We start from the raw sequence: 19,314 nt of genomic DNA on the forward strand, positions 1-19,314 counted from the left end.
TTCTAGGGTATGATCTTGTAGCCGCCGTTTTCCGTCACCAGGATTTCGGCATTGGAGGGATCGCGCTCGATCTTCTGGCGCAGCCGGTAGACGTGCGTTTCCAGCGTGTGCGTGGTCACGCCCGAGTTATAACCCCAGACCTCTTCGAGAAGCACGTCGCGGGTGACGACCTTCTGTTCGGCGCGGTAGAGATAACGGATGATCGCCGCTTCCTTTTCTGTCAGGCGAATCTTCTGGCCGTTGTCGGTGGTGAGCAGCTTCTGGCTCGGCTTGAAGAGATAGGGGCCGACGGTGAAGGTGGCGTCCTCGCTCTGCTCGTGCTGGCGCAGCTGCACGCGGATGCGCGCGAGCAGCACGGCGAAGCGGAAAGGCTTGGTGACGTAATCGTTGGCGCCGGCTTCGAGGCCGAGGATCGTGTCCGAATCGGTATCGTGACCGGTCAGCATGATGATCGGCGCCTTGAAGCCGCCTTTGCGCAGCAGCTTCACCGCTTCGCGGCCGTCCATGTCAGGCAGGCCGACATCCATGATCAAGAGGTCGACCGGCGTCGACCGGGCGGTCGCAACACCCTTGCCGGCGTTGGCTTCCTGCAAAACCGTGAATTCCTCATAAAGCGACAATTGCTCCGTCAGCGTCTGCCGAAGGTCCTCGTCGTCGTCCACCAGAAGAATGGTGCGTGCGGTCATGCCGTTGCGTCCTCATGTTAGGTCCCCTAGTCCTACGCCAAATTGCGGGTTTGGCAAGGATCGGCCGGCGGAGCTGTTGCCGGGCAGGTTTTCATATGATTTCAATCAAAGCCTCAAGCAATGCAAGACTTGCGAGAAAAATGGAAAAAGCAAGGCGGAGCCGGGGGATGAAACCGTCCACGGTCGTGGTGCGTCCGGCGCCTGGAAAGAAGAGCCGCGCGATCGTCAGCATCGGCGCAATCACCGTTCAAGCTGCCATCGGGCGCTCCGGCCGCACCGTGATGAAACGCGAGGGCGACGGAGCCACGCCGATCACGTCGATGAGGCTCATATCGGGCTTTAGGCGCGGTGAGCGGAACGGCCGGCTCGTGACTTCGCTGCCGCTTCGCCGCATCCGCGCCGACATGCTGTGGTGCGATCAATCCGGAAATGCCAACTACAATTGCCTCGTCAGGGCGCCGTTCGGCGCCGGTCATGAGGAGATGCGGCGCAGCGACGGGCTCTACGATATCTGCCTGGTGATGGACTGGAACATCTCCTCGCGGGCGCGCAACCGCGGCTCGGCGATCTTCTTCCATCTCATCCGGCCGGGCTACGAGCCGACGGCCGGCTGCGTGGCGGTCAGTCTCGCCGATATGCGCCGCCTCCTGCCGCACCTTCGCAAGGGGACGATTGTCCGCGTGCTCTGATTGTTTTGTGAAGGCGGGCGCCTATATGCTTTCGGTGACCGGACGCGCGGGCTGAGATGCGTTCAGGGACGCTCGCGGAATGCGGGTGCAATCCATGCCTCGTCCAATTCTTCAAACTTCCGGAGACATATTGTGACCGCTCAACCCATCATCACTTTCCATGACGGACATTCCATTCCGCAGGTCGGCCTCGGCGTCTGGCAGACGCCGCAGGAGATTGCCGCGCCGACGGTGCGCACCGCCATTGCCGCCGGCTATCGCCATATCGATACGGCGTCCGGTTACGACAACGAAGAGGGTGTGGGTGAAGGCATCCGCTCCTCCGGCCTCGACCGCAAGGATATTTTCGTCACCACCAAACTCAGGAACACCGATCAGGGTTACGACAATACGCTGCGCGCCTTCGACGGCAGCTTGAAGAAGCTTGGTTCCGACTACGTCGATCTCTATCTCGTTCACTGGCCGTCGCCGCATCGCGGCCTCTACACGGAGACCTGGAAGGCATTCGCGCGCATTCGGGAAGAGGGCCGGGCACGCTCGATCGGCGTCTCCAATTTCTATCCCGAACATCTGGAGCGGATCATCGGCGAAACCGGCGTGGTTCCCGTCATCAACCAGATCGAGCTGCATCCCGACTTCCAGCAGAAGGCGGCACAGGAGGCTCACAAGAAGCTTGGTATCGTGACCGAATCCTGGAGCCCGCTCGGCCAGGGCAAGTTCATCTCGAACAAGATCATCGGCGAGATCGCCAGGAAACACGGCAAGACGCCGGCCCAGGTCATCATCCGCTGGCATATCGAGACCGGCCTCGTCGTCATCCCGAAGTCGGTCACGCCGTCGCGCATCGAGGAGAACTTCCAGGTATTCGACTTCAAGCTCGACGCCGATGACATGGCTGCGATCGCCAAGCTCGATAGCGCCGGCGCCCGCATGGGACCGGATCCGATGACGGCGTCATTCTGACCGGACGAACCGACCGGCAGTCGTCTGTTACATCAGGAGATATACGAAACCGCCCGATGCGTCCTCAACGCGTCGGGCGGTTTCAATTTCATCCATTGAGACGGATCAGTTCCACTCGCGGATATCGACGAAGTGGCCGGCGATCGCGGCGGCGGCGGCCATGGCCGGCGAGACCAAGTGCGTGCGGCCCTTGAAGCCCTGGCGGCCTTCGAAGTTGCGGTTCGAGGTCGAGGCGCAACGTTCGCCCGGCTTCAGGCGGTCATCGTTCATGGCGAGGCACATGGAGCAGCCCGGCTCGCGCCAGTCGAAACCGGCGGCCTTGAAGATCTTGTCGAGGCCCTCGGCTTCCGCCTGTTCCTTCACAAGACCGGAGCCCGGAACGATCATGGCGTTGACGGTGGAAGCAACGGTCTTGCCCTCGACGACCTTGGCGACGGCGCGCAGGTCTTCGATGCGACCGTTGGTGCAGGAGCCGATGAAGACCCGGTCAATGCTGATGTCGGTCATCGGCGTGCCTGGCTTGAGGCCCATGTACTCGAGCGCGCGCCACTTGGAGGCACGCTTCGTCTCGTCCTGGATTTCATCAGGATTCGGTACGATGCCCTGGACCGACACGACATCCTCAGGCGAAGAACCCCAGGAGACGATCGGCGGCAGTTCGGCGGCGTTCAGCTTGACGACGCGGTCGAAATAAGCGCCTTCGTCTGACTGCAGCGTCTTCCAGTAGGCGATCGCTTGTTCCAGCGCTTCGCCCTTCGGCGCGCGCGGCTTGCCCTTGATATATTCGAAGGTGATTTCGTCGGGGGCGATCAGGCCGGCGCGGGCGCCGCCTTCGATCGACATGTTGCAGATCGTCATGCGGCCTTCCATCGACAGCGCACGGATCGCTTCGCCGGCATATTCGATGACGTAGCCGGTGCCGCCCGCGGTGCCGATCTCGCCGATGATGGCAAGAACGATGTCCTTGGCGGTGACGCCTGCCGGCAGCAGGCCGTCGACCTGCACCAGCATATTCTTGGCCTTCTTCTGGATCAGCGTCTGGGTGGCGAGCACGTGCTCGACCTCAGACGTGCCGATGCCGTGGGCGAGCGAACCGAAAGCGCCGTGCGTGGAGGTGTGGCTATCGCCGCAGACGATCGTCATGCCCGGCAGGGTGAAGCCCTGTTCCGGCCCGATGATGTGTACGATGCCCTGGCGCTTGTCGTTCTCGGAATAATATTCGACGTTGAATTCGGCGGCATTCTTGGCGAGCTGCTCGACCTGGATGCGGCTTTCCTCGTTCTTGATGCCGAGATGGCGATCCGGCGACGTCGGAACGTTGTGGTCGACGACGGCGAGCGTCTTTTCCGGCGCGCGAACCTTGCGGCCGCTCATGCGCAGGCCTTCGAAAGCCTGCGGCGAGGTGACTTCGTGGACCAGGTGACGGTCGATGTAGAGAAGACAGGTTCCGTCGGCCTGTTCGTCGACCAGATGGTCGTCCCAGATCTTGTCGTAGAGGGTACGCGGTGCGCTCATGGCGTTAAGTCCGTTTTTGGAAGCTTTGGAAAATCGGAAAAAGCGGATCAGGCTCCGCCGGCCGTCATTCGATCAACGAAGTCGGCTGTTGAGCGCACCGGATACGCACGCGAAGAACCGTGCCGGCAGGCGATAATGGTCCTGCAGCACGAAAACATGCGCGCCAGTGCATCTGAACTTGGATTCCATGGCGCTGGATATAGCGATTTTTGATCGAAACGGCAATTCGAATCGTACGGCCCCTGAAGCGCATCGCGCTAGCGCCGCGGCATCTGTTTCATCTTCTTCTCGACCCGCCGCAGGAAGAGCGACAGGCCGATCGTCAGGATCAGGTAGATATAGGTGACGATCGAATAGGTCTCGAAGAAGCGGAAGGAGCCGGAAGCGTAGACCTTGCCCATCTGGGTAATGTCGGCGACACCGAGGACGGAGACGAGGGACGAGTCCTTCACCATCGAGACGAAGTCGTTGGAGAGCGGCGGGAAGATGACCCGGATCGCCTGCGGGAAGACGACGAGCCGGAAGCGGCGGTAGCGCGACAGGCCGAGCGACTTCGCAGCCTCGATCTGGCCGAGATCGACTGACTGGAAACCGGCGCGGAAGATTTCCGCAATGAAGGAGGAGTAGCCGATCATCAGGGCGAAGATCGCGCGCCACATCAGCGACAGGTCGCGCACGAGGATCGGCTCGGCAATGCCCGCCTGCACGAGTGGCGTGATCATGAAGTTGTAAGCCGCTACAAGACCGGGCGCGCCGACGAAGGCGATGTAGAAGAGCAGCACCAGGATCGGGATGCCGCGGATGATCTCGATATAGAAGCGGGCGATCTGACGCAGCACGATACTGTCGGACAGGCCGAGCAGCGCGATGCCGAGACCGAGCACAGTTGCGAGCACGAAGGCCACGAGCGTCACGAAGACGGTAATGCCGGCGCCATTCGCCACGGTCCGGAAGACCTGCGCGTAAATGTCGTTGGTGACGATGACGACGGCGAGAATGATACCGATCAGGACTAGGACGGCCAGCCACCAGGGGCGGTCGTCCTTCTCTTGTCGCGGGGATGGTTGTGGCGCCATCTGCGATCGCTCGGGGAATTATTCGCCCATCTTGTAGTCGAGGAACCACTTCTTGTTCAGCGCATCGAAGGTGCCGCCCGCCTTCAGCGCGGCGATGGCGGCGTTGACCGGGGCGACGAGATCGGACCCTTTCGGGAAGATGAAGCCGAAATCCTCGGTGCCGAGCGGCTCGCCGACCACCTTCAGGGCGCCGTTCGAGGAATCGACATAGCCCTTGGCGGCGACGCTGTCGGTCAGCACGAGATCGACGTCGCCTGTTTTCAGGGCCTGAACGGTTGCGCCGAAGGTCTCGAAAAGCTTGATGCGCGGGTTCTGTTCGTTGCCATCGAGAATTTCATAGACTGCGGTGTAGAAGGGCGAGGTGCCGGGCTGCGCGCCGATCAGGCCGTCGCTGAAGGCGCCGAAGCTCTTGGCGTCGGTGAAGCGCTTCTCGTCGCCACGCACCAGCATGAACTGCTGCGAGCGCATATAGGGATCGGAGAAATCCACCTTCTCCTTGCGGTCGTCCTTGATGGTGATGCCGGTCATGCCGATGTTGTACTGGCCGTCGGAAACCGCCTGGATCATCGCGTCCCAGCTGGTGTTCTGGTATTCGACCTTGAAGTTCAGCCGCTTGGCGATCTCGTTCATCGCATCATATTCCCAGCCGATCGCCTTGCCGGATTTCGGATCGACGAACTGCAGCGGCGGGTAGGCATTCTCGGCGACGACGACGACGCTCTTGCCGCCGAGATCGGGCAGCTCGGCAGCCGCTGCGGCGAAGGGCAGAAGAGAAAGGGCGGCAAAGCTCGCAAGAACGGTACGACGAAACAGCATGGAACAGCTCCAGAATTGAAAGCGAAAATTGTCACGGAAAATAGGCTTGAGGCAAGGCCGCCGGCTGCATGGGCGCCGAAAAAATAGAAAAGGCGATCCGAAGACCGCCTTTCCAAGAAACAGAATTTTCTGCAGATCTTATTCTGCTGCCTTCTCGGCTGCTGCGGCGGCTTCGGCAGCGGCCTTGGCTTCCGCAGCTTCTGCTGCTGCCTTCTCGGCGGCGAGCGCCTGGGCTGCTGCAACCTTTTCGGCTTCGATGCGTGCCTTTTCCTCGGCAACGGCGGCGCGCTCGGCGTCGTTGAGCTTGCGGGCGCGGACGCCGGTGTCTTCAACGATACGGGCGGACTTGCCGCGACGGTCACGGAGGTAATAGAGCTTGGCGCGACGGACCTTACCGCGGCGAACGACGTCGACGCTTTCGATCATCGGCGAGTATACCGGGAATACGCGCTCGACGCCTTCGCCGTAGGAGATCTTGCGGACCGTGAAGTTTTCCTGCAGGCCGCCGCCGGAGCGAGCGATGCAAACGCCTTCATAGGCCTGAACGCGGGTACGGTTGCCTTCCGTGACCTTCACGTTGACGCGGACGGTGTCGCCCGGGGAAAATTCGGGAAGCGTGCGCTTGGCTTCGATCTTGGCGGCCTGTTCGGCCTCGAGCTGCTGAATGATGTTCATCGTCTTAACCTTTGGTTCTTCTGAAACAGCCAGAGCGCTCGACACTGATCCTTTGGGCTAGCCTCAGGATTTTGCCCTTGCGGACGGGAGCGGATTCGCCATTCTTTGTTTGCTGGCAGACGGGGCTAACCCCATTTCCGCGTGCGCCAATACACGAAAGGCCGGGGCTTGTCATCCCTCGCACGACATTTTTGTGAAAAGGCCGGCGGAATCAGCCGTTTTTCTCGTTTTTCGCCTTTTCGAGCAGATCCGGCCGGCGCTTCTCGGTCAACTGCACGGCCTGCTGCCGGCGCCATTTCTCGATGGCGCCGTGGTTGCCGGAGGTGAGGACCGAGGGAATTTCGCGGCCCTCCCACTCCTGCGGCCTCGTATAATGGGGATGCTCCAGCAGCCCGCCTTCGAAGCTTTCGTGCAGGCCGGAAAGATCGTTGCCCATGACGCCGGGCAGGATGCGGATGATCGCGTCGAGCAGGATCAGCGCGGCCGGTTCGCCGCCCGACAGCACGTAGTCGCCGATCGAGACTTCTTCCAGTCCACGCGCCTCGATCACCCGCTGGTCGACGCCTTCGAAGCGGCCGCAGACGATGATGACGCCTTCACCGGCCGCAAGCTCGCGCACGCGCTCCTGCGTCAGCGGCCGGCCGCGCGGGCTCATCAGCAGGCGCGGGCGGGCATCGTTTTCAGAGACGTTGTCGATCGCGCGGCCGAGAACGTCCGGTTTCAGCACCATGCCGGCGCCGCCGCCGGCGGGGGTGTCATCAACCGTTCGGTGTCTGTCGGTGGCGAAATCGCGGATCTGTACCGCGTCGAGCGACCATTGGCCGCGCTCCATCGCCTTGCCGGCGAGGGAAAAACCCAGATGCCCCGGAAACATCTCCGGATAGAGCGTCAGCACGCTTGTCCGGAAAGCCATCACTTCTTCTTTTTCGGCTTGTCGGGAGCGAATTTCGAAAGCTCTTCCGGGTCGTCGACCAGTCCTGCTGCCAGCGGGTCGATCAGCAGCGTGCCGGCTTCAATGTCGATTTCCAGCACTGAGGCTTCCGAGAAGGGGATCAGCACCGGGCGTTTGCCCGGACCTTTCAGTTCAAGCAGGTCACCTGCGCCGAAATCGAAGACGCCGGTGACAGTGCCGTAGCTGACGCCCTTGTCGTCCCGCGCTTCGAGCCCTTCGAGATCGGCATAAAAGAACTCGTCGTCCTCCAGCTCCTCGTCGGGCAGGTTGTCGCGCTCGATGTAGAGTTCCAGCCCGTTCAATGCCTCGGCGGCGTTACGGTCGTTGATGCCGCGGAAGCGGACGACGACCATGTTCTTCATCTCGCGGATTTCGAGGACTTCGAAGCTGCGTCCGTCCATGCTGTGCAGATGGCCGTAATCGCCGAGCGCGGCCGGGTCGGCCGTATAGGCCTTGGCGCGAACTTCGCCGCGCAGCCCCTGCGCGCCGCCGATCGTCGCCATCAGAACGGGGTTTTCAAGCTTTGTCATGGGTTCCTTCATGTGAAGCCGGAAAGACAGGCCTCTCATAAACGAAGTGCGGGCGATTGGAAACGAAAACGGGCGGCATGTTGCCATGCCGCCCGCCTGGTAGGGAAAGGTCCCGATTATTCCGCGGCGTCGGCAGCAGCAGCTGCAGCGTCAGCGGCCTTCTGAGCCTTTTCGGCGGCGCGTTCCTGGGCGCGCTTGCCCGGCTTTGCCTTGACCGGGTTGTTCTTGGCTTCGCGCTTGGCAACGCCGGCTTCATCGAGGAAGCGCAGAACGCGGTCGGTCGGCTGGGCGCCGTTGTCGAGCCAGTGCTTGATGCGCTCGGCGTTCAGCTGAACGCGCTTCTCGTCGTCCTTGGCGAGCATCGGGTTCCAGGAGCCGAGGTTTTCGAGGAAGCGGCCGTCACGCGGGCTGCGCGCATCGGCGAGAACGACGTGGTAGTACGGACGCTTCTTGGAGCCACCGCGGGCGAGACGAATTTTCAGTGCCATGTTCTTTACTCCTTAGGCTTTTCTTGACCGCTTCGTGAGGCGGTAATGGTTATCGGGCTGCGGCGCTCTGTTCAGCGTGATCCGCAGCGATCTGCTCATGATGCCGGATGACTTCCTTGATGACGAAGTTCAGGAACTTCTCGGCGAAATCCGGGTCCAGATTGGCGGCTTTCGCCAGCTGGCGAAGGCGTTCGATCTGGTATTCCTCGCGCGCCGGGTCGGCCGGCGGCAGATTGTATTTGGCCTTCAGCACGCCGACCTCTTTGGTGCAGCGGAAGCGTTCGGCCAGCATGTGCACGAGAGCGGCATCGATATTGTCGATCGACTGGCGATAGCTCGCGAGCTGGGCTTTGACGGCTGGATCAATCATGGGGCAAGCGATCCTTTCACTTCTTCTTCGGCAAGCCGGGCAATCCCGGGAAACCACCTCCGAGACCCGGCAGCTTGGCGCCGCCAAGGCCCGGCAAACCACCCGGCAGGCCGCCGAGACCGGGCATACCCCCACCCGGCTTTCCCAAACCCGCGGCTTCCGCCTGCTTCTGCAGCGCTTCGAGCTGTTTCGGGTCGATGTTCGAGAGATCGGGCATGCCGCCCATGCCGCCAAGCCCCATCTTGCCGGCAAGGCCGCCCATCATCTGCTTCATCATGCCGCCTTTGCCCTTGCCGCCCATCATCTTCATCATGTCGGCCATCTGGCGGTGCATTTTCAGAAGCTTGTTGATGGCGGCGGCATCGGTACCGGAGCCGGCGGCGATGCGCTTCTTGCGCGAATGCTTGAGCAGGTCGGGATTGGCGCGCTCGGCCTTGGTCATCGACTGGATGATGGCGATCTGGCGGCCGAAAAGCTTGTCGTCGAGGCCGGCGGCGGCCATCTTGTCCTTCATACCGGCCATGCCGGGCATCATGCCCATGATGCCGCCCATACCGCCCATCTTCTGCATCTGGCGCAGCTGATCGGCGAGGTCGTTGAGATCGAACTTTCCCTTGGCCATCTTGGCGGCCATGGCGGCCGCCTTTTCGGCGTCGATGTTTTCGGCGGCGCGCTCGACGAGCGAGACGATATCGCCCATGCCGAGGATGCGGTCGGCGATACGGCGGGGATGGAACTCCTCGAGCTCGCTCATCTTCTCGCCGACGCCGATCAGCTTGATCGGCTTGCCGGTAACGGCGCGCATCGAAAGGGCGGCACCGCCGCGGCCGTCGCCGTCCATGCGGGTCAGCACGAGGCCGGTGATGCCGACGCGTTCGTCGAAGTTGCGGGCGAGGTTGACGGCGTCCTGGCCGGTCAAGCTATCGGCGACCAGCAGGATTTCGTGCGGGTTCGACTTCTTCTTGATGTCGGCCATTTCGACCATCAAGGGCTCGTCGATATGCGTGCGGCCGGCGGTGTCGAGGATGACCACATCATGGCCGCCGAGCCTGGCCGCCTGTACGGCGCGGGCGGCGATATCGGTCGGCGACTGGCCGGCGATGATTGGCAGTGTGTCGATGCTGGCCTGGGCGCCGAGCTGGCGAAGCTGCTCCTGGGCTGCCGGACGGCGCGTGTCGAGCGACGCCATCAGCACTTTCTTCTTCTCGCGCGTCGACAGGCGATTGGCGATCTTGGCCGTCGTTGTGGTCTTGCCGGAGCCCTGCAGGCCGACCATCATGACGACGACGGGGGCGGGCGCATGCAGGTCGATGCCGACGCCTTCGCCGCCCAGCATCTCGATCAACTCGTCATGGACGATCTTGACGACCATCTGGCCGGGCTTGATCGACTTCAGAATCTCGGCGCCGACGGCCTTTTCACGCACGCGGTCGGTGAAGGAGCGAACGACGTCGAGGGCGACGTCGGCTTCCAGCAGCGCACGGCGAACCTCACGCAGCGCTGCGGAAACATCGGCTTCCGAAAGCGCGCCACGGCCTGTCAGTCCATTCAGAATGGATCCAAGACGGTCCTGGAGGTTTTCAAACATCGGCTCTTCCTTGATACGTTTCGGACGGGTTCGATCTGCCCGAAACGTCGTGCTTTTCCTTGACGAAAACAAGACGCAAAGCCAAAAAGCACCCGAGGGCGCATCGCGCTGTCGGGTGTTGACCTCCGGGATCTCGAAGTCCCGGTCGGCGGCTCGGAGTCATGCGGCTCGTCGCGGATTGGGCGCGATAAACAGGAAAGCGCCGGGAAAGTCAAGGCGAATACGCGGAATGACCGCATGGCGGGCTTTTCAGACGCCGCACGAAGTGGGCGCGACGCACTAAAAATTCCAGTCCGCAGTCCAAATCGCTGTAGAGGCCAGTTGCAAAATATTCTGCTTGTGATTCTACTTTCTCCTTAAGTGCATCCTGTAAAATGATTCGTGAATATCCTTGATGCCGGATGATCCGGCGGAGATATCGATGATCAATGCTGATATTGAAAGCTGGGCGCTGGCACGGGCCCATCATATTGTTCTGAACGAAGGCCTGAATCTGGCAAAGGCGGCACAGGATCTGGATCGCAAACGGTCCCGCTCCATGGTCTACGAGCTGAGAAAGGTCATCACCGCCGCGATCGTCGAGGCGCATGCGGGGTCCTTCGAAGCCGAAGGCGGGCAGCGGTAGAAGCCGGGCGGTTTCAAGACTCAGCCGGCTGCAGCGCCTGCGCGGTACTCACCCACTGGTAATTCCTTCGCATTTCCGCCATATACAACGGAAAGACGGACGGAATATACCATGAGCGCAACAGTCGAATTCGCAAGGATGAACGGGCTTGGCAACAAGATCCTGGTCGTCGACATGCGTGGGCGGCCGGACAGGGTGACACCCGTAGCGGCGGTCGCGCTCAATGCGGATCCTGAGACCGAGTTCGATCAGATCATGGCGATCCATGATCCGAAGGCTGACGGCACCGATGCCTTCATCGATATCCTGAATTCCGACGGGTCGAAGGCGCAGGCCTGCGGCAACGGCACGCGATGCGTCGTGCAGGCGCTGGCCGCCGAGACCGGCCGGAAGACCTTCACCTTCCAGACCGTCGCCGGCATCCTCAATGCCGTCGAGCACGAGGACGGGACGATTTCCGTCGATATGGGCCGGCCGGTTTTCGATTGGGACAAGATCCCGCTCTCGGAAGAATTCCACGATACCAGCCGCATCGAGCTGCAAATCGGCCCGATCGACAATCCGGTGCTGCATTCGCCTTCCGCCATGTCGATGGGCAACCCACATGCGATCTTCTGGGTGGACAAGGACGTGATGTCCTATGATCTCGCCCGCTTCGGGCCGCTGCTGGAAAACCATCCGATGTTTCCGGAGCGCGCCAACATCACCTTGGCGCAGGTGACCTCGCCGACGTCGATGACGACGCGCACCTGGGAGCGCGGCGCAGGACTGACGCTCGCCTGCGGCTCGGCCGCTTGTTCCGCCGCCGTCAGCGCCGCGCGCACCGGCCGCACCGGCCGCACGGTGACGATCAACGTGGCGAGCGCCAAACCGCCGGCGACACTTTCGATCGAATGGCGCGAGCGCGACGATCACGTCATCATGACCGGTCCGGCCGAATGGGAATGGTCTGGCAGGCTCGATCCTTCGACCGGCTTATGGTCGCGCGATGCGGACCGGGGAGCCGAGGCGCAGTGAGCGGCATCGAGGTCATTACCTTCGGCTGCCGCCTCAACACATATGAATCCGAAGTGATGAAGGCGCAGGCCGAAAAGGCGGGGCTCAACAATGCCGTCCTCGTCAATACCTGTGCCGTGACCGGCGAGGCCGTGCGCCAGGCCCGCCAGGCGATCCGCCGGGCGCGGCGCGACAATCCGCATGCCCGCATCATCGTCACCGGCTGCGCCGCGCAGACGGAAAAAGAAACTTTTGCCGCCATGGCGGAGGTCGATGCCGTGCTCGGCAACGAGGAGAAGCTTTCGAGCGCATCCTATCGCAGCCTGCCGGATTTCGGCGTTGCGGCCGAAGAGAAGCTGCGTGTCAATGACATCATGAGCGTCAAGGCGACGGCGCCGCAGATGGTCAGGCACATCGACGGCCATGTGCGCGCCTTCATCCAGGTGCAGAACGGCTGCGACCACCGCTGCACCTTCTGCATCATCCCCTATGGCCGCGGCAATTCCCGCTCGGTGCCGATGGGAGCCGTCGTCGATCAGGCCCGCAAGCTTGTCGACAGCGGTTATCGCGAGATCGTCCTGACCGGCGTCGACGCCACCAGTTACGGCGGCGATCTGCCGGGCGCGCCGACGCTCGGGCTTCTGGCTAAGACGCTGCTGAAACAGCTTCCGGATATAAACCGGCTCAGGCTTTCGTCGATCGACAGCATCGAGGCCGATGCCCATCTGATGGACCTCATCGCCGACGAGCCGCGTTTCATGCCGCATCTGCATCTGTCGCTGCAGCATGGCGACGACATGATCCTGAAGCGGATGAAGCGCCGGCATTCGCGCGCCGATGCGCTACGCTTCATCGAGGATGCGCGCCGCCTGCGCCCCGAAATGAGCTTCGGCGCCGATATGATCGCCGGCTTCCCGACGGAAACGGAAGAGATGTTCGGCAATGCCGTGCGGCTCGCCGAAGAGGCCGGCATCGCGCATCTGCATGTTTTCCCCTACAGCCCGCGTCCCGGCACGCCGGCCGCCCGCATGCCGCAGCTCGACCGGTCGCTGGTCAAGGATCGCGCTGCCCGGCTGCGCGCCACTGGACATAAGCTCCATCAGTCCCATCTCGACGGCATGGTCGGAACCCGGCAATGGCTGCTTGTCGAAAACAACGGCCTGGCGCATACGGAGAACTTCACGCTGGTCGCAGCCGCCGGCCTCCGCCCCGGCGAACTTGTGCCGGCCACCATCACCGGCCACAATGGCAAGCATCTCGACATGCAATTGATGGCCGCAGCGGCCTGACTTTCACGGAATTCTCATGGCGCTCAGTTTCATCAAAAAGGTCTTCACCTTCGGCAAGCCGGCTGAAGAGCCCGTGCCCGATGCGGTCGACAAGGAGCTGGAGCGGCGTTCACACGATGAAGATCTGCCGGTCGCGGATGATCCGGTTCTGCCCGAGGAAATGGATACGGCTGGCCGGCCGGCGGCGGATGTCGATGAAGCGTGGCTAGAGCCGGAATCTGTCGACGCCGAAACCGAAGTGCTGCCGCCGGCCGATCATCTGGGCGACATGGGCGTCGTGCCGTTGTCGCTGCTGGAGGCTGAGGCGGAGGCGGAGCAAGATGCCCCCCCTACCCTGCCGGGCGTCCCCCCCACAGGTGGGGGGACTGAGCAGTTGGATGCCGCTCGCCAATCAATAGATTTAGAGAGTGCGCCCGCAGATGTGGAGAGTGAGCCGGCTGCTGCGGATGATGCCGTCAATGTGGCGGAGGCCATCGCCGCTAGTTTCCCCCCACCTGTGGGGGGGGTGCCCGGCAGGGTAGGGGGGGAAGCCACAGATCGCGAGCTTTCCGCCGAAACGCCCCTGCCGCCATCGGAGCCGATAGAGCCGGCGCCAGCCGTCGAGCCCATCCTCCCAAAAGGCTTCGCCACTGGCCCTGCAGTCGTCGAACCGCAAGCTGTAGTCCCGCAGGCGAAACTCAGCTGGTTCCAGCGGCTGCGCAACGGCCTTGCGCGCACCTCCTCGCAGCTGACCGGCCAGATCACTGCGCTCTTTACCAAGCGCAAACTCGACGACGAGACGCTGCAGGATCTCGAAGACCTGCTGATCCAGGCCGATCTCGGCGTCGAGACGGCGCTGCGCGTCACCGATACGCTGGCTTCCGAGCGCTACGGCAAGGACGTCACCGGCGAGGATGTCAGCCGCATCATGGCGTCCGAAATCGCCAAGGTTTTGAAGCCGGTCGCCAAGCCGTTGCAGCTCGACCTCTCGCACAAGCCGCATGTCATCCTCGTTGTCGGCGTCAACGGCACCGGCAAGACGACGACGATCGGCAAGCTCGCGGCGAAGCTTTCCGGCGCCGGGTTGAAGGTGATGCTGGCAGCCGGCGATACGTTCCGCGCGGCGGCGATCGAGCAGCTGAAGATCTGGGCCGAGCGGACCAATTCCGAATTCATCGGCACCAAGCTTGGCGCCGATGCTGCCGGCCTTGCCTATGATGCCTTCGAGCAGGCGAAGGCCCAAAAGTGTGACGTGCTGATCGTCGACACGGCCGGCCGACTGCAGAACAAGGCCGAGCTGATGGCCGAGCTCGAGAAGATCGTGCGCGTGCTCGGCAAGCTCGATCCCGATGCGCCGCATACGGTGCTGCAGACGCTCGACGCCACGACGGGCCAGAATGCGCTGAGCCAAGTCGAGATCTTCCGCAATGTCGCCGGCGTCAACGGGCTGATCATGACCAAGCTCGACGGCACGGCGCGGGGCGGCATTCTTGTGGCCATCTCCGCCAAGCACAAGCTGCCGGTCTACTTCATCGGCGTCGGCGAGGGTGTCGACGATCTGGAGCCGTTCGAGGCCGAGGATTTCGCCCATGCCATTGCCGGGCTTCCCCAATGATGCCACAGATAAGCCGCCGAAGGCCTGCAAGGGACGCTCGGGAAACGAATTTTTAGAAGTAGCAGGTTCGAAGAACGCATGACCACCGAAAGCGATATCACGCCGAGCGCGGCCGACCGCCATCATCCGATGCTGAAACTGGCGCTGGAACTCGGGCCGCTGATGATCTTCTTCTTTGCCAACCTGCGCGGTCAGTGGCTGGTGGAGAAATTTCCGGCTCTCTCCGAACTGGGCGGCCCGCTCTTCGTCGCGACCGCGCTCTTCATGGGGGCGACGGTCATTTCGCTCTCCGTTTCCAAGGTCGTGCTCGGCCATCTGCCGATCATGCCTTTCGTCTCAGGCATCGTCGTCGTCATCTTCGGCTCGCTCTCGATCTGGCTGCAGAACGAGACCTTCATCAAGATGAAGCCGACTATCGTCAACGCGCTTTTCGGGGTCGTCCTGCTTGGCGGGCTCGCCTTCGGCCGGTCGCTGCTCGGCTATGTCTTCAACGCCGCCTTCCAGCTCGATGCCGAAGGCTGGCGCAAGCTGACCATCCGCTGGGGCGTCTTCTTCCTGTTCCTCGCGGTACTGAACGAAGTCGTCTGGCGCAATTTTTCGGACGATACCTGGGTGGCCTTCAAGGTCTGGGGCACGATGCCGATCACCATCATCTTCACCCTGGCGCAGATGCCGCTGGTGCTCAAGCATAGCCTCAACCCGGAGACGGACGGCGAAAAATGAGCACTGCAGAAGCCGAATATCGTGTGAGACACCAGAGCTTCTGGTTCGTCGCCTGCCTCGCAGTGCTGGTCGCCCAGATCGTCGCCGAATATATGATGGGCCGCGTGCCGATCTGCGCCTGCGGCTATGTCAAGCTGTGGGAGGGCGGGGTCAATACCAGCGGCAATTCGCAGCATCTGTCGGACTGGTACACGCCGTCGCACATCATACACGGCTTCCTGTTCTACGGGCTCAGCCACCTAGTCCTGCGCCGCAAACCGCTGGCGGCAAAGCTGTTGATGGCGCTGTTCATCGAATCCGCCTGGGAACTCCTGGAAAATTCACCTCTCATCATCGACCGCTACCGGACGGCGACGATCGCGCTGGATTATTACGGCGACAGCATCCTGAATTCGGCAATGGACACCGCCTTCATGTGCCTCGGCTTCTTCTTTGCCTGGCGCGCACCGGTGGCGCTGACGGTGGCGATTGCCATCTTCTTCGAGATTTTCACCGGTTATGTAATCCGGGACAATCTGACGCTCAACGTGGTGATGCTGATTTGGCCGATGGAGGCGATCAAGGTCTGGCAGGGTGGGCTATAGGTGATAATTACGAAGCCGGCTTCCCCAGCGCTTTTTCCATCGCTGGAAACAGCCCTTCCTTCAGGCTGATGTCGTCGAAGGGGCCGACGCGTTTGTAGAGGATCCTACCATCGGGGCCGACGAGGTAGCTTTCCGGAATGCCGTAAACGCCCCAGTCGATCGCCGCCTTGCCATTGGGATCGACGCCGATCGCCTGGTAGGGATTGCCGAGTTCGCCGAGGAAACGCAGGGCGTTCTCGTTCTTGTCCTTGTAATTGATGGCTACGATGTTCAGCCGCCCGTCTTTCGCCAGATCCTTCAGAATAGGATGTTCGTCGCGGCAGGGAACGCACCATGAGGCGAAGACATTGACCAGCGTCAGCTTGCCTTTGACCGCGGCGTCGGTCAGCGCCGGCAGGTTCGAACCGTCGAGCGGCGCAAGGTTCAGCGACGGCGCCTTGGTGCCGATCAGGGCGGAAGGGATTTCGGCGATGTTTTTGCCGTGGAAATCCTGGTCGTAGAGCATCTTGGCGGCCGTCGCCGCAATGCCGCCGAAGACGAGGAGCGGAAGAAGCGCCAGCGCATAGCTGGCAAATCCACGCGGCTTGGTGGTCTTGGTTTCAGGCGTCTCGCTCATTCGCCGTCCCTTGCGCGCGCCGAGCGGCGGCGGATGCCGGCGGCTTCGAGGGCTGCGAGTTCCCGGCGGCGCGCCCGGCCGTCTGCCCAGGTCCACAGGATGACGGCGGCCACGACGAGCGCTGCAAAGCCGTAGGATGCGTAGACATAAAAGGCATGCGTCACAGCCTATTCCTCCCGGCTGGCCATGCGGGCGGCGAGACGGCGCTGGGCGGCGATGCGGCGGCGCCAGATCTCGTTTCTCATTGCCATGACGTGCAGCGTGAAGAAGAGCAGCGTGAAGGCGATCGCCATGACGAAGAGCGGGCGAAGAAATTCCGGATCGATCGCCGGCCCGTCGAGACGCATGACGCTTGCCGGCTGATGCAGGGTGTTCCACCAATCGACCGAGAATTTGATGATCGGGATGTTGACGAAGCCGACGAGGATGAGCACGGCGGAGACGCGCGCGGCCTTCGACGGATCGTCGATGGCGCGTCCGAGCGCAATCAGGCCGAGATACATCAGGAAGAGGATGAAGACGGAGGTCAGCCTGGCATCCCAGACCCACCAGGTGCCCCACATCGGCTTGCCCCAGAGCGAGCCGGTGACGAGCGCGAGCAGGGTGAAGGCGGCGCCGAGCGGTGCTGCGGCCTTGGCGGAAACATCGGCGAGCGGATGGCGCCAGACGAGCGTGCCGATCGCGGAGATGCTCATCACCGTGTAGCACATCATCGAAAGCCAGGCGGCGGGAACGTGGACATACATGATGCGCACGGTCTCACCCTGCTGGTAATCGCCTTCGGTGGCGAAGCTCAGATAAAGACCCACTGCGAAACAGAGGGCGGTGATGCCGGCCATCCAGGGAATGATGCGCGCCGCCAGCGCCAGAAACCGCGTCGGGTTGGCGAGATCGCTGAATTTGCTGATGGCAAGGCTCGTTTGGCTCATGAGCGCTTCCTTACCTTGATCCGGCTTTTCCCGCAATCGAATGCCAATCAATCCGCCGTGTTTCGTAGTGCAAGGGCGGCGGCGGCCGGGCCGACGACCGCGAAGAAGAGTGTGAGCGCGATGAGGATCAGGAAGGGCGGCAGGAACGGCGCCGGCTCCTCGACCGCGGCATAGGTGGCGCTGACGCCGAAGATCAGCACGGGGATGGTCAGTGGCAGCACGAGGATCGAGACCAGCAGGCCGCCGCGGGGCAGGGCGACGGCGACGGCAGCGCCGACGGCGCCGATGAAGGTGATGGCAGGCGAGCCGACGAAGAGGGTCAGCATGGTGGCGCCGATCGCCGTCTCGTCCATGTTCATGAACAGGCCGAGCAGCGGCGAGGCGATGACCAGCGGCAGGCTGGTGGCCGTCCAGTGGGCGAAGCATTTGACGAGGATGGTGAGGACGAGCGGCGTTTCCTGCATCAGCATCAGATCGAGCGAGCCGTCGTCGCGCTCGGCCTGAAACAGGCGGTCGAGCCCGAGAAGGGCGGCAAGCAGCGCGCCAATCCAGACGATGGCAGGGCCGATACGGGAAAGCAGCTTGAGATCGGGGCCGACGCCGAAAGGGATGACGGCGACGACCGTCAGGAAGAACAGCACGCCGATCAGCGCACCGCCGCCGGCGCGGATCGAGAGCTTGAGATCGCGGAGGAAGAGGGCGGTCATGCGGAGTGGCTCTCTGCGTGCGTGGTGGAGGGGGTAGCGACACCGACAACCATCATCCCCACATCCCCTGATCCACACCCGCAAAGCCCGTCATCTTCAATTCCCGCGCATTTTTCAGTCCCAGCGGCTGATGTGTCGCTGCCAGCACGATGCCGCCCCTTGCCAGATGCGCCTCGATCAATCCTGCAAATAGCCTGTCGGCGCTGGCATCCAGTGCCGCTGTGGGTTCGTCGAGGATCCAGACGGGGCGGTGGGCGACGAGGAGCTTGGCGAAGGCGAATCGGCGCTGCTGGCCGGCGGAGAGATAGGCGAAGGGGAGATGGGTGATTCCGGAAAGGCCGACAGCCTCGGCGGCGTCCTCTGTGGCGAGGCCGGCATTGCCGAGAAAGCTCCGCCAGAAATCCAGATTCTCTGCAACTGTAAGTTCATTCTTCATTGCATTTCGATGGCCGAGGTAGTGGCTGACCTCGCCGGGACGACGGCCCTGCGGGCTCTCTTCGTCATGCAAGATCACCGTGCCCATTTCCGGCCTGAGAAGACCGGCGGCAACGCGCAGTAAAGTGGACTTTCCCGATCCATTTTTGCCGGTCAGGACAAGCGCTTCTCCTGCCGCCAAGTGAAAGGAAACGTTAACGAAAATGAGATCTTCACCGCGCCTTGCAGCCAGATTTTCGGCGGTGAGATGCATGCGTCTGCTCTTTCTTCGTTGCGGCTTCCGGCGGGGTCAAAAAATGTCCGTTTTGATCGTGCTCGGGTATGGCAAGTTTTTAGGAAATTATCTATAAGACCGGCAACCACGCCAGCGGTCGGCGTGAATTTCATCCTTGCGCCGAACTTGGAGCGTCTGTTCCACGTGCGGACAGCGGAAATGGCCGTACCCGCATCCTGATGTGCATTAAGTGC

Annotated in this window: 23 protein-coding genes; 8 read left to right on the plus strand and 15 right to left on the minus strand. The window is 62.3% G+C overall.

The window, feature by feature from the left end; all coding sequences use genetic code 11:
- Nucleotides 1–2 precede the first annotated feature (2 nt).
- Complete coding sequence (locus ATY76_RS25825; RefSeq protein ID WP_011427159.1) at nt 3–686, minus strand: response regulator transcription factor; 684 nt, start codon at nt 684–686, stop codon at nt 3–5.
- Between the two features lie 167 nt (nt 687–853).
- Here ATY76_RS25825 and ATY76_RS25830 point away from each other — a divergent pair, with 167 nt between their 5' ends.
- A complete protein-coding gene (locus tag ATY76_RS25830; RefSeq protein ID WP_088677508.1) occupies nt 854–1,375 on the plus strand; it encodes a L,D-transpeptidase family protein in 522 nt (173 codons plus the stop codon).
- A 132-nt stretch (nt 1,376–1,507) separates the two neighbouring features.
- The gene (locus tag ATY76_RS25835) at nt 1,508–2,338 is read left to right on the plus strand and encodes an aldo/keto reductase (protein ID WP_088677509.1); all 831 of its coding nucleotides are present in this window, start codon (nt 1,508–1,510) and stop codon (nt 2,336–2,338) included.
- 105 nt (nt 2,339–2,443) lie between these two features.
- Here ATY76_RS25835 and leuC read toward each other — a convergent pair whose 3' ends face one another.
- The 9 genes from leuC to ffh all read right to left on the minus strand — a co-directional run bounded on the left by leuC (nt 2,444) and on the right by ffh (nt 10,348).
- Nucleotides 2,444–3,853 carry a 3-isopropylmalate dehydratase large subunit gene (leuC, locus tag ATY76_RS25840; protein ID WP_088677510.1) on the minus strand — a complete coding sequence of 470 codons (1,410 nt, stop codon included), beginning with the start codon at nt 3,851–3,853 and terminating at the stop codon, nt 2,444–2,446.
- Nucleotides 3,854–4,110: 257 nt separating this feature from the next.
- Nucleotides 4,111–4,929, minus strand: coding sequence for an amino acid ABC transporter permease (locus tag ATY76_RS25850; protein WP_088677512.1), 819 nt, complete (start codon nt 4,927–4,929; stop codon nt 4,111–4,113).
- 18 nt (nt 4,930–4,947) lie between these two features.
- Nucleotides 4,948–5,745, minus strand: coding sequence for a transporter substrate-binding domain-containing protein (locus ATY76_RS25855; RefSeq protein WP_088677513.1), 798 nt, complete (start codon nt 5,743–5,745; stop codon nt 4,948–4,950).
- Between the two features lie 138 nt (nt 5,746–5,883).
- Complete coding sequence (gene rplS, locus ATY76_RS25860; RefSeq protein WP_088677514.1) at nt 5,884–6,420, minus strand: 50S ribosomal protein L19; 537 nt, start codon at nt 6,418–6,420, stop codon at nt 5,884–5,886.
- Nucleotides 6,421–6,631: 211 nt separating this feature from the next.
- Nucleotides 6,632–7,333 carry a tRNA (guanosine(37)-N1)-methyltransferase TrmD gene (trmD, locus tag ATY76_RS25865; RefSeq protein WP_088677515.1) on the minus strand — a complete coding sequence of 234 codons (702 nt, stop codon included), beginning with the start codon at nt 7,331–7,333 and terminating at the stop codon, nt 6,632–6,634.
- A complete protein-coding gene (gene rimM, locus ATY76_RS25870) occupies nt 7,333–7,902 on the minus strand; it encodes a ribosome maturation factor RimM (protein WP_088677709.1) in 570 nt (189 codons plus the stop codon). Before rimM ends, trmD begins: the two co-directional genes overlap by 1 nt.
- Before the next feature lie 116 nt (nt 7,903–8,018).
- Entirely contained in the window at nt 8,019–8,390 is a 372-nt protein-coding gene (rpsP, locus tag ATY76_RS25875; RefSeq protein WP_037116834.1) for a 30S ribosomal protein S16, read from the minus strand.
- A gap of 49 nt (nt 8,391–8,439) precedes the next feature.
- Nucleotides 8,440–8,760 (minus strand): chorismate mutase, encoded by a 321-nt coding sequence (locus tag ATY76_RS25880; protein WP_088677516.1) that lies wholly within the window; start codon nt 8,758–8,760, stop codon nt 8,440–8,442.
- A 16-nt stretch (nt 8,761–8,776) separates the two neighbouring features.
- A complete protein-coding gene (gene ffh, locus ATY76_RS25885) occupies nt 8,777–10,348 on the minus strand; it encodes a signal recognition particle protein (protein ID WP_088677517.1) in 1,572 nt (523 codons plus the stop codon).
- Nucleotides 10,349–10,769: 421 nt separating this feature from the next.
- On the opposite strand from ffh, the gene ATY76_RS25890 reads away from it, so the two are divergent.
- The 6 genes from ATY76_RS25890 (at nt 10,770) to ATY76_RS25915 (ending at nt 16,159) form a co-directional block, all read left to right on the plus strand.
- Nucleotides 10,770–10,973: a hypothetical protein gene (locus ATY76_RS25890; protein WP_088677710.1), complete on the plus strand. Its 204-nt coding sequence runs from the start codon at nt 10,770–10,772 to the stop codon at nt 10,971–10,973.
- Nucleotides 10,974–11,084: 111 nt separating this feature from the next.
- The gene (dapF, locus tag ATY76_RS25895) at nt 11,085–11,990 is read left to right on the plus strand and encodes a diaminopimelate epimerase (RefSeq protein ID WP_088677518.1); all 906 of its coding nucleotides are present in this window, start codon (nt 11,085–11,087) and stop codon (nt 11,988–11,990) included.
- On the plus strand, nt 11,987–13,258 hold the full coding sequence (gene mtaB / locus ATY76_RS25900) for a tRNA (N(6)-L-threonylcarbamoyladenosine(37)-C(2))-methylthiotransferase MtaB (protein WP_088677519.1): 1,272 nt from the start codon (nt 11,987–11,989) through the stop codon (nt 13,256–13,258). The genes dapF and mtaB overlap by 4 nt, the downstream gene beginning before the upstream one ends.
- Before the next feature lie 16 nt (nt 13,259–13,274).
- Entirely contained in the window at nt 13,275–14,852 is a 1,578-nt protein-coding gene (gene ftsY / locus ATY76_RS25905; protein WP_088677520.1) for a signal recognition particle-docking protein FtsY, read from the plus strand.
- Nucleotides 14,853–14,930: 78 nt separating this feature from the next.
- Nucleotides 14,931–15,575 (plus strand): septation protein A, encoded by a 645-nt coding sequence (locus tag ATY76_RS25910; protein WP_088677521.1) that lies wholly within the window; start codon nt 14,931–14,933, stop codon nt 15,573–15,575.
- Nucleotides 15,572–16,159, plus strand: coding sequence for a DUF2585 domain-containing protein (locus ATY76_RS25915; protein ID WP_088677522.1), 588 nt, complete (start codon nt 15,572–15,574; stop codon nt 16,157–16,159). The genes ATY76_RS25910 and ATY76_RS25915 overlap by 4 nt, the downstream gene beginning before the upstream one ends.
- A gap of 7 nt (nt 16,160–16,166) precedes the next feature.
- Here ATY76_RS25915 and ATY76_RS25920 read toward each other — a convergent pair whose 3' ends face one another.
- From ATY76_RS25920 to ccmA, 5 genes are read right to left on the minus strand one after another with little or no spacing between them, the layout of a single operon-like run.
- Entirely contained in the window at nt 16,167–16,775 is a 609-nt protein-coding gene (locus ATY76_RS25920; RefSeq protein ID WP_088677523.1) for a DsbE family thiol:disulfide interchange protein, read from the minus strand.
- The gene (ccmD, locus tag ATY76_RS25925) at nt 16,772–16,939 is read right to left on the minus strand and encodes a heme exporter protein CcmD (RefSeq protein WP_088677524.1); all 168 of its coding nucleotides are present in this window, start codon (nt 16,937–16,939) and stop codon (nt 16,772–16,774) included. Before ccmD ends, ATY76_RS25920 begins: the two co-directional genes overlap by 4 nt.
- Before the next feature lie 3 nt (nt 16,940–16,942).
- A complete protein-coding gene (locus ATY76_RS25930; protein ID WP_088677525.1) occupies nt 16,943–17,704 on the minus strand; it encodes a heme ABC transporter permease in 762 nt (253 codons plus the stop codon).
- A gap of 47 nt (nt 17,705–17,751) precedes the next feature.
- A complete protein-coding gene (ccmB, locus tag ATY76_RS25935; RefSeq protein ID WP_088677526.1) occupies nt 17,752–18,411 on the minus strand; it encodes a heme exporter protein CcmB in 660 nt (219 codons plus the stop codon).
- Between the two features lie 52 nt (nt 18,412–18,463).
- A complete protein-coding gene (gene ccmA, locus ATY76_RS25940) occupies nt 18,464–19,099 on the minus strand; it encodes a heme ABC exporter ATP-binding protein CcmA (RefSeq protein ID WP_088677527.1) in 636 nt (211 codons plus the stop codon).
- Nucleotides 19,100–19,314 lie beyond the last annotated feature (215 nt).

The organism is Rhizobium sp. R339 (genome assembly GCF_002211395.1).
Classification (GTDB): domain Bacteria; phylum Pseudomonadota; class Alphaproteobacteria; order Rhizobiales; family Rhizobiaceae; genus Rhizobium.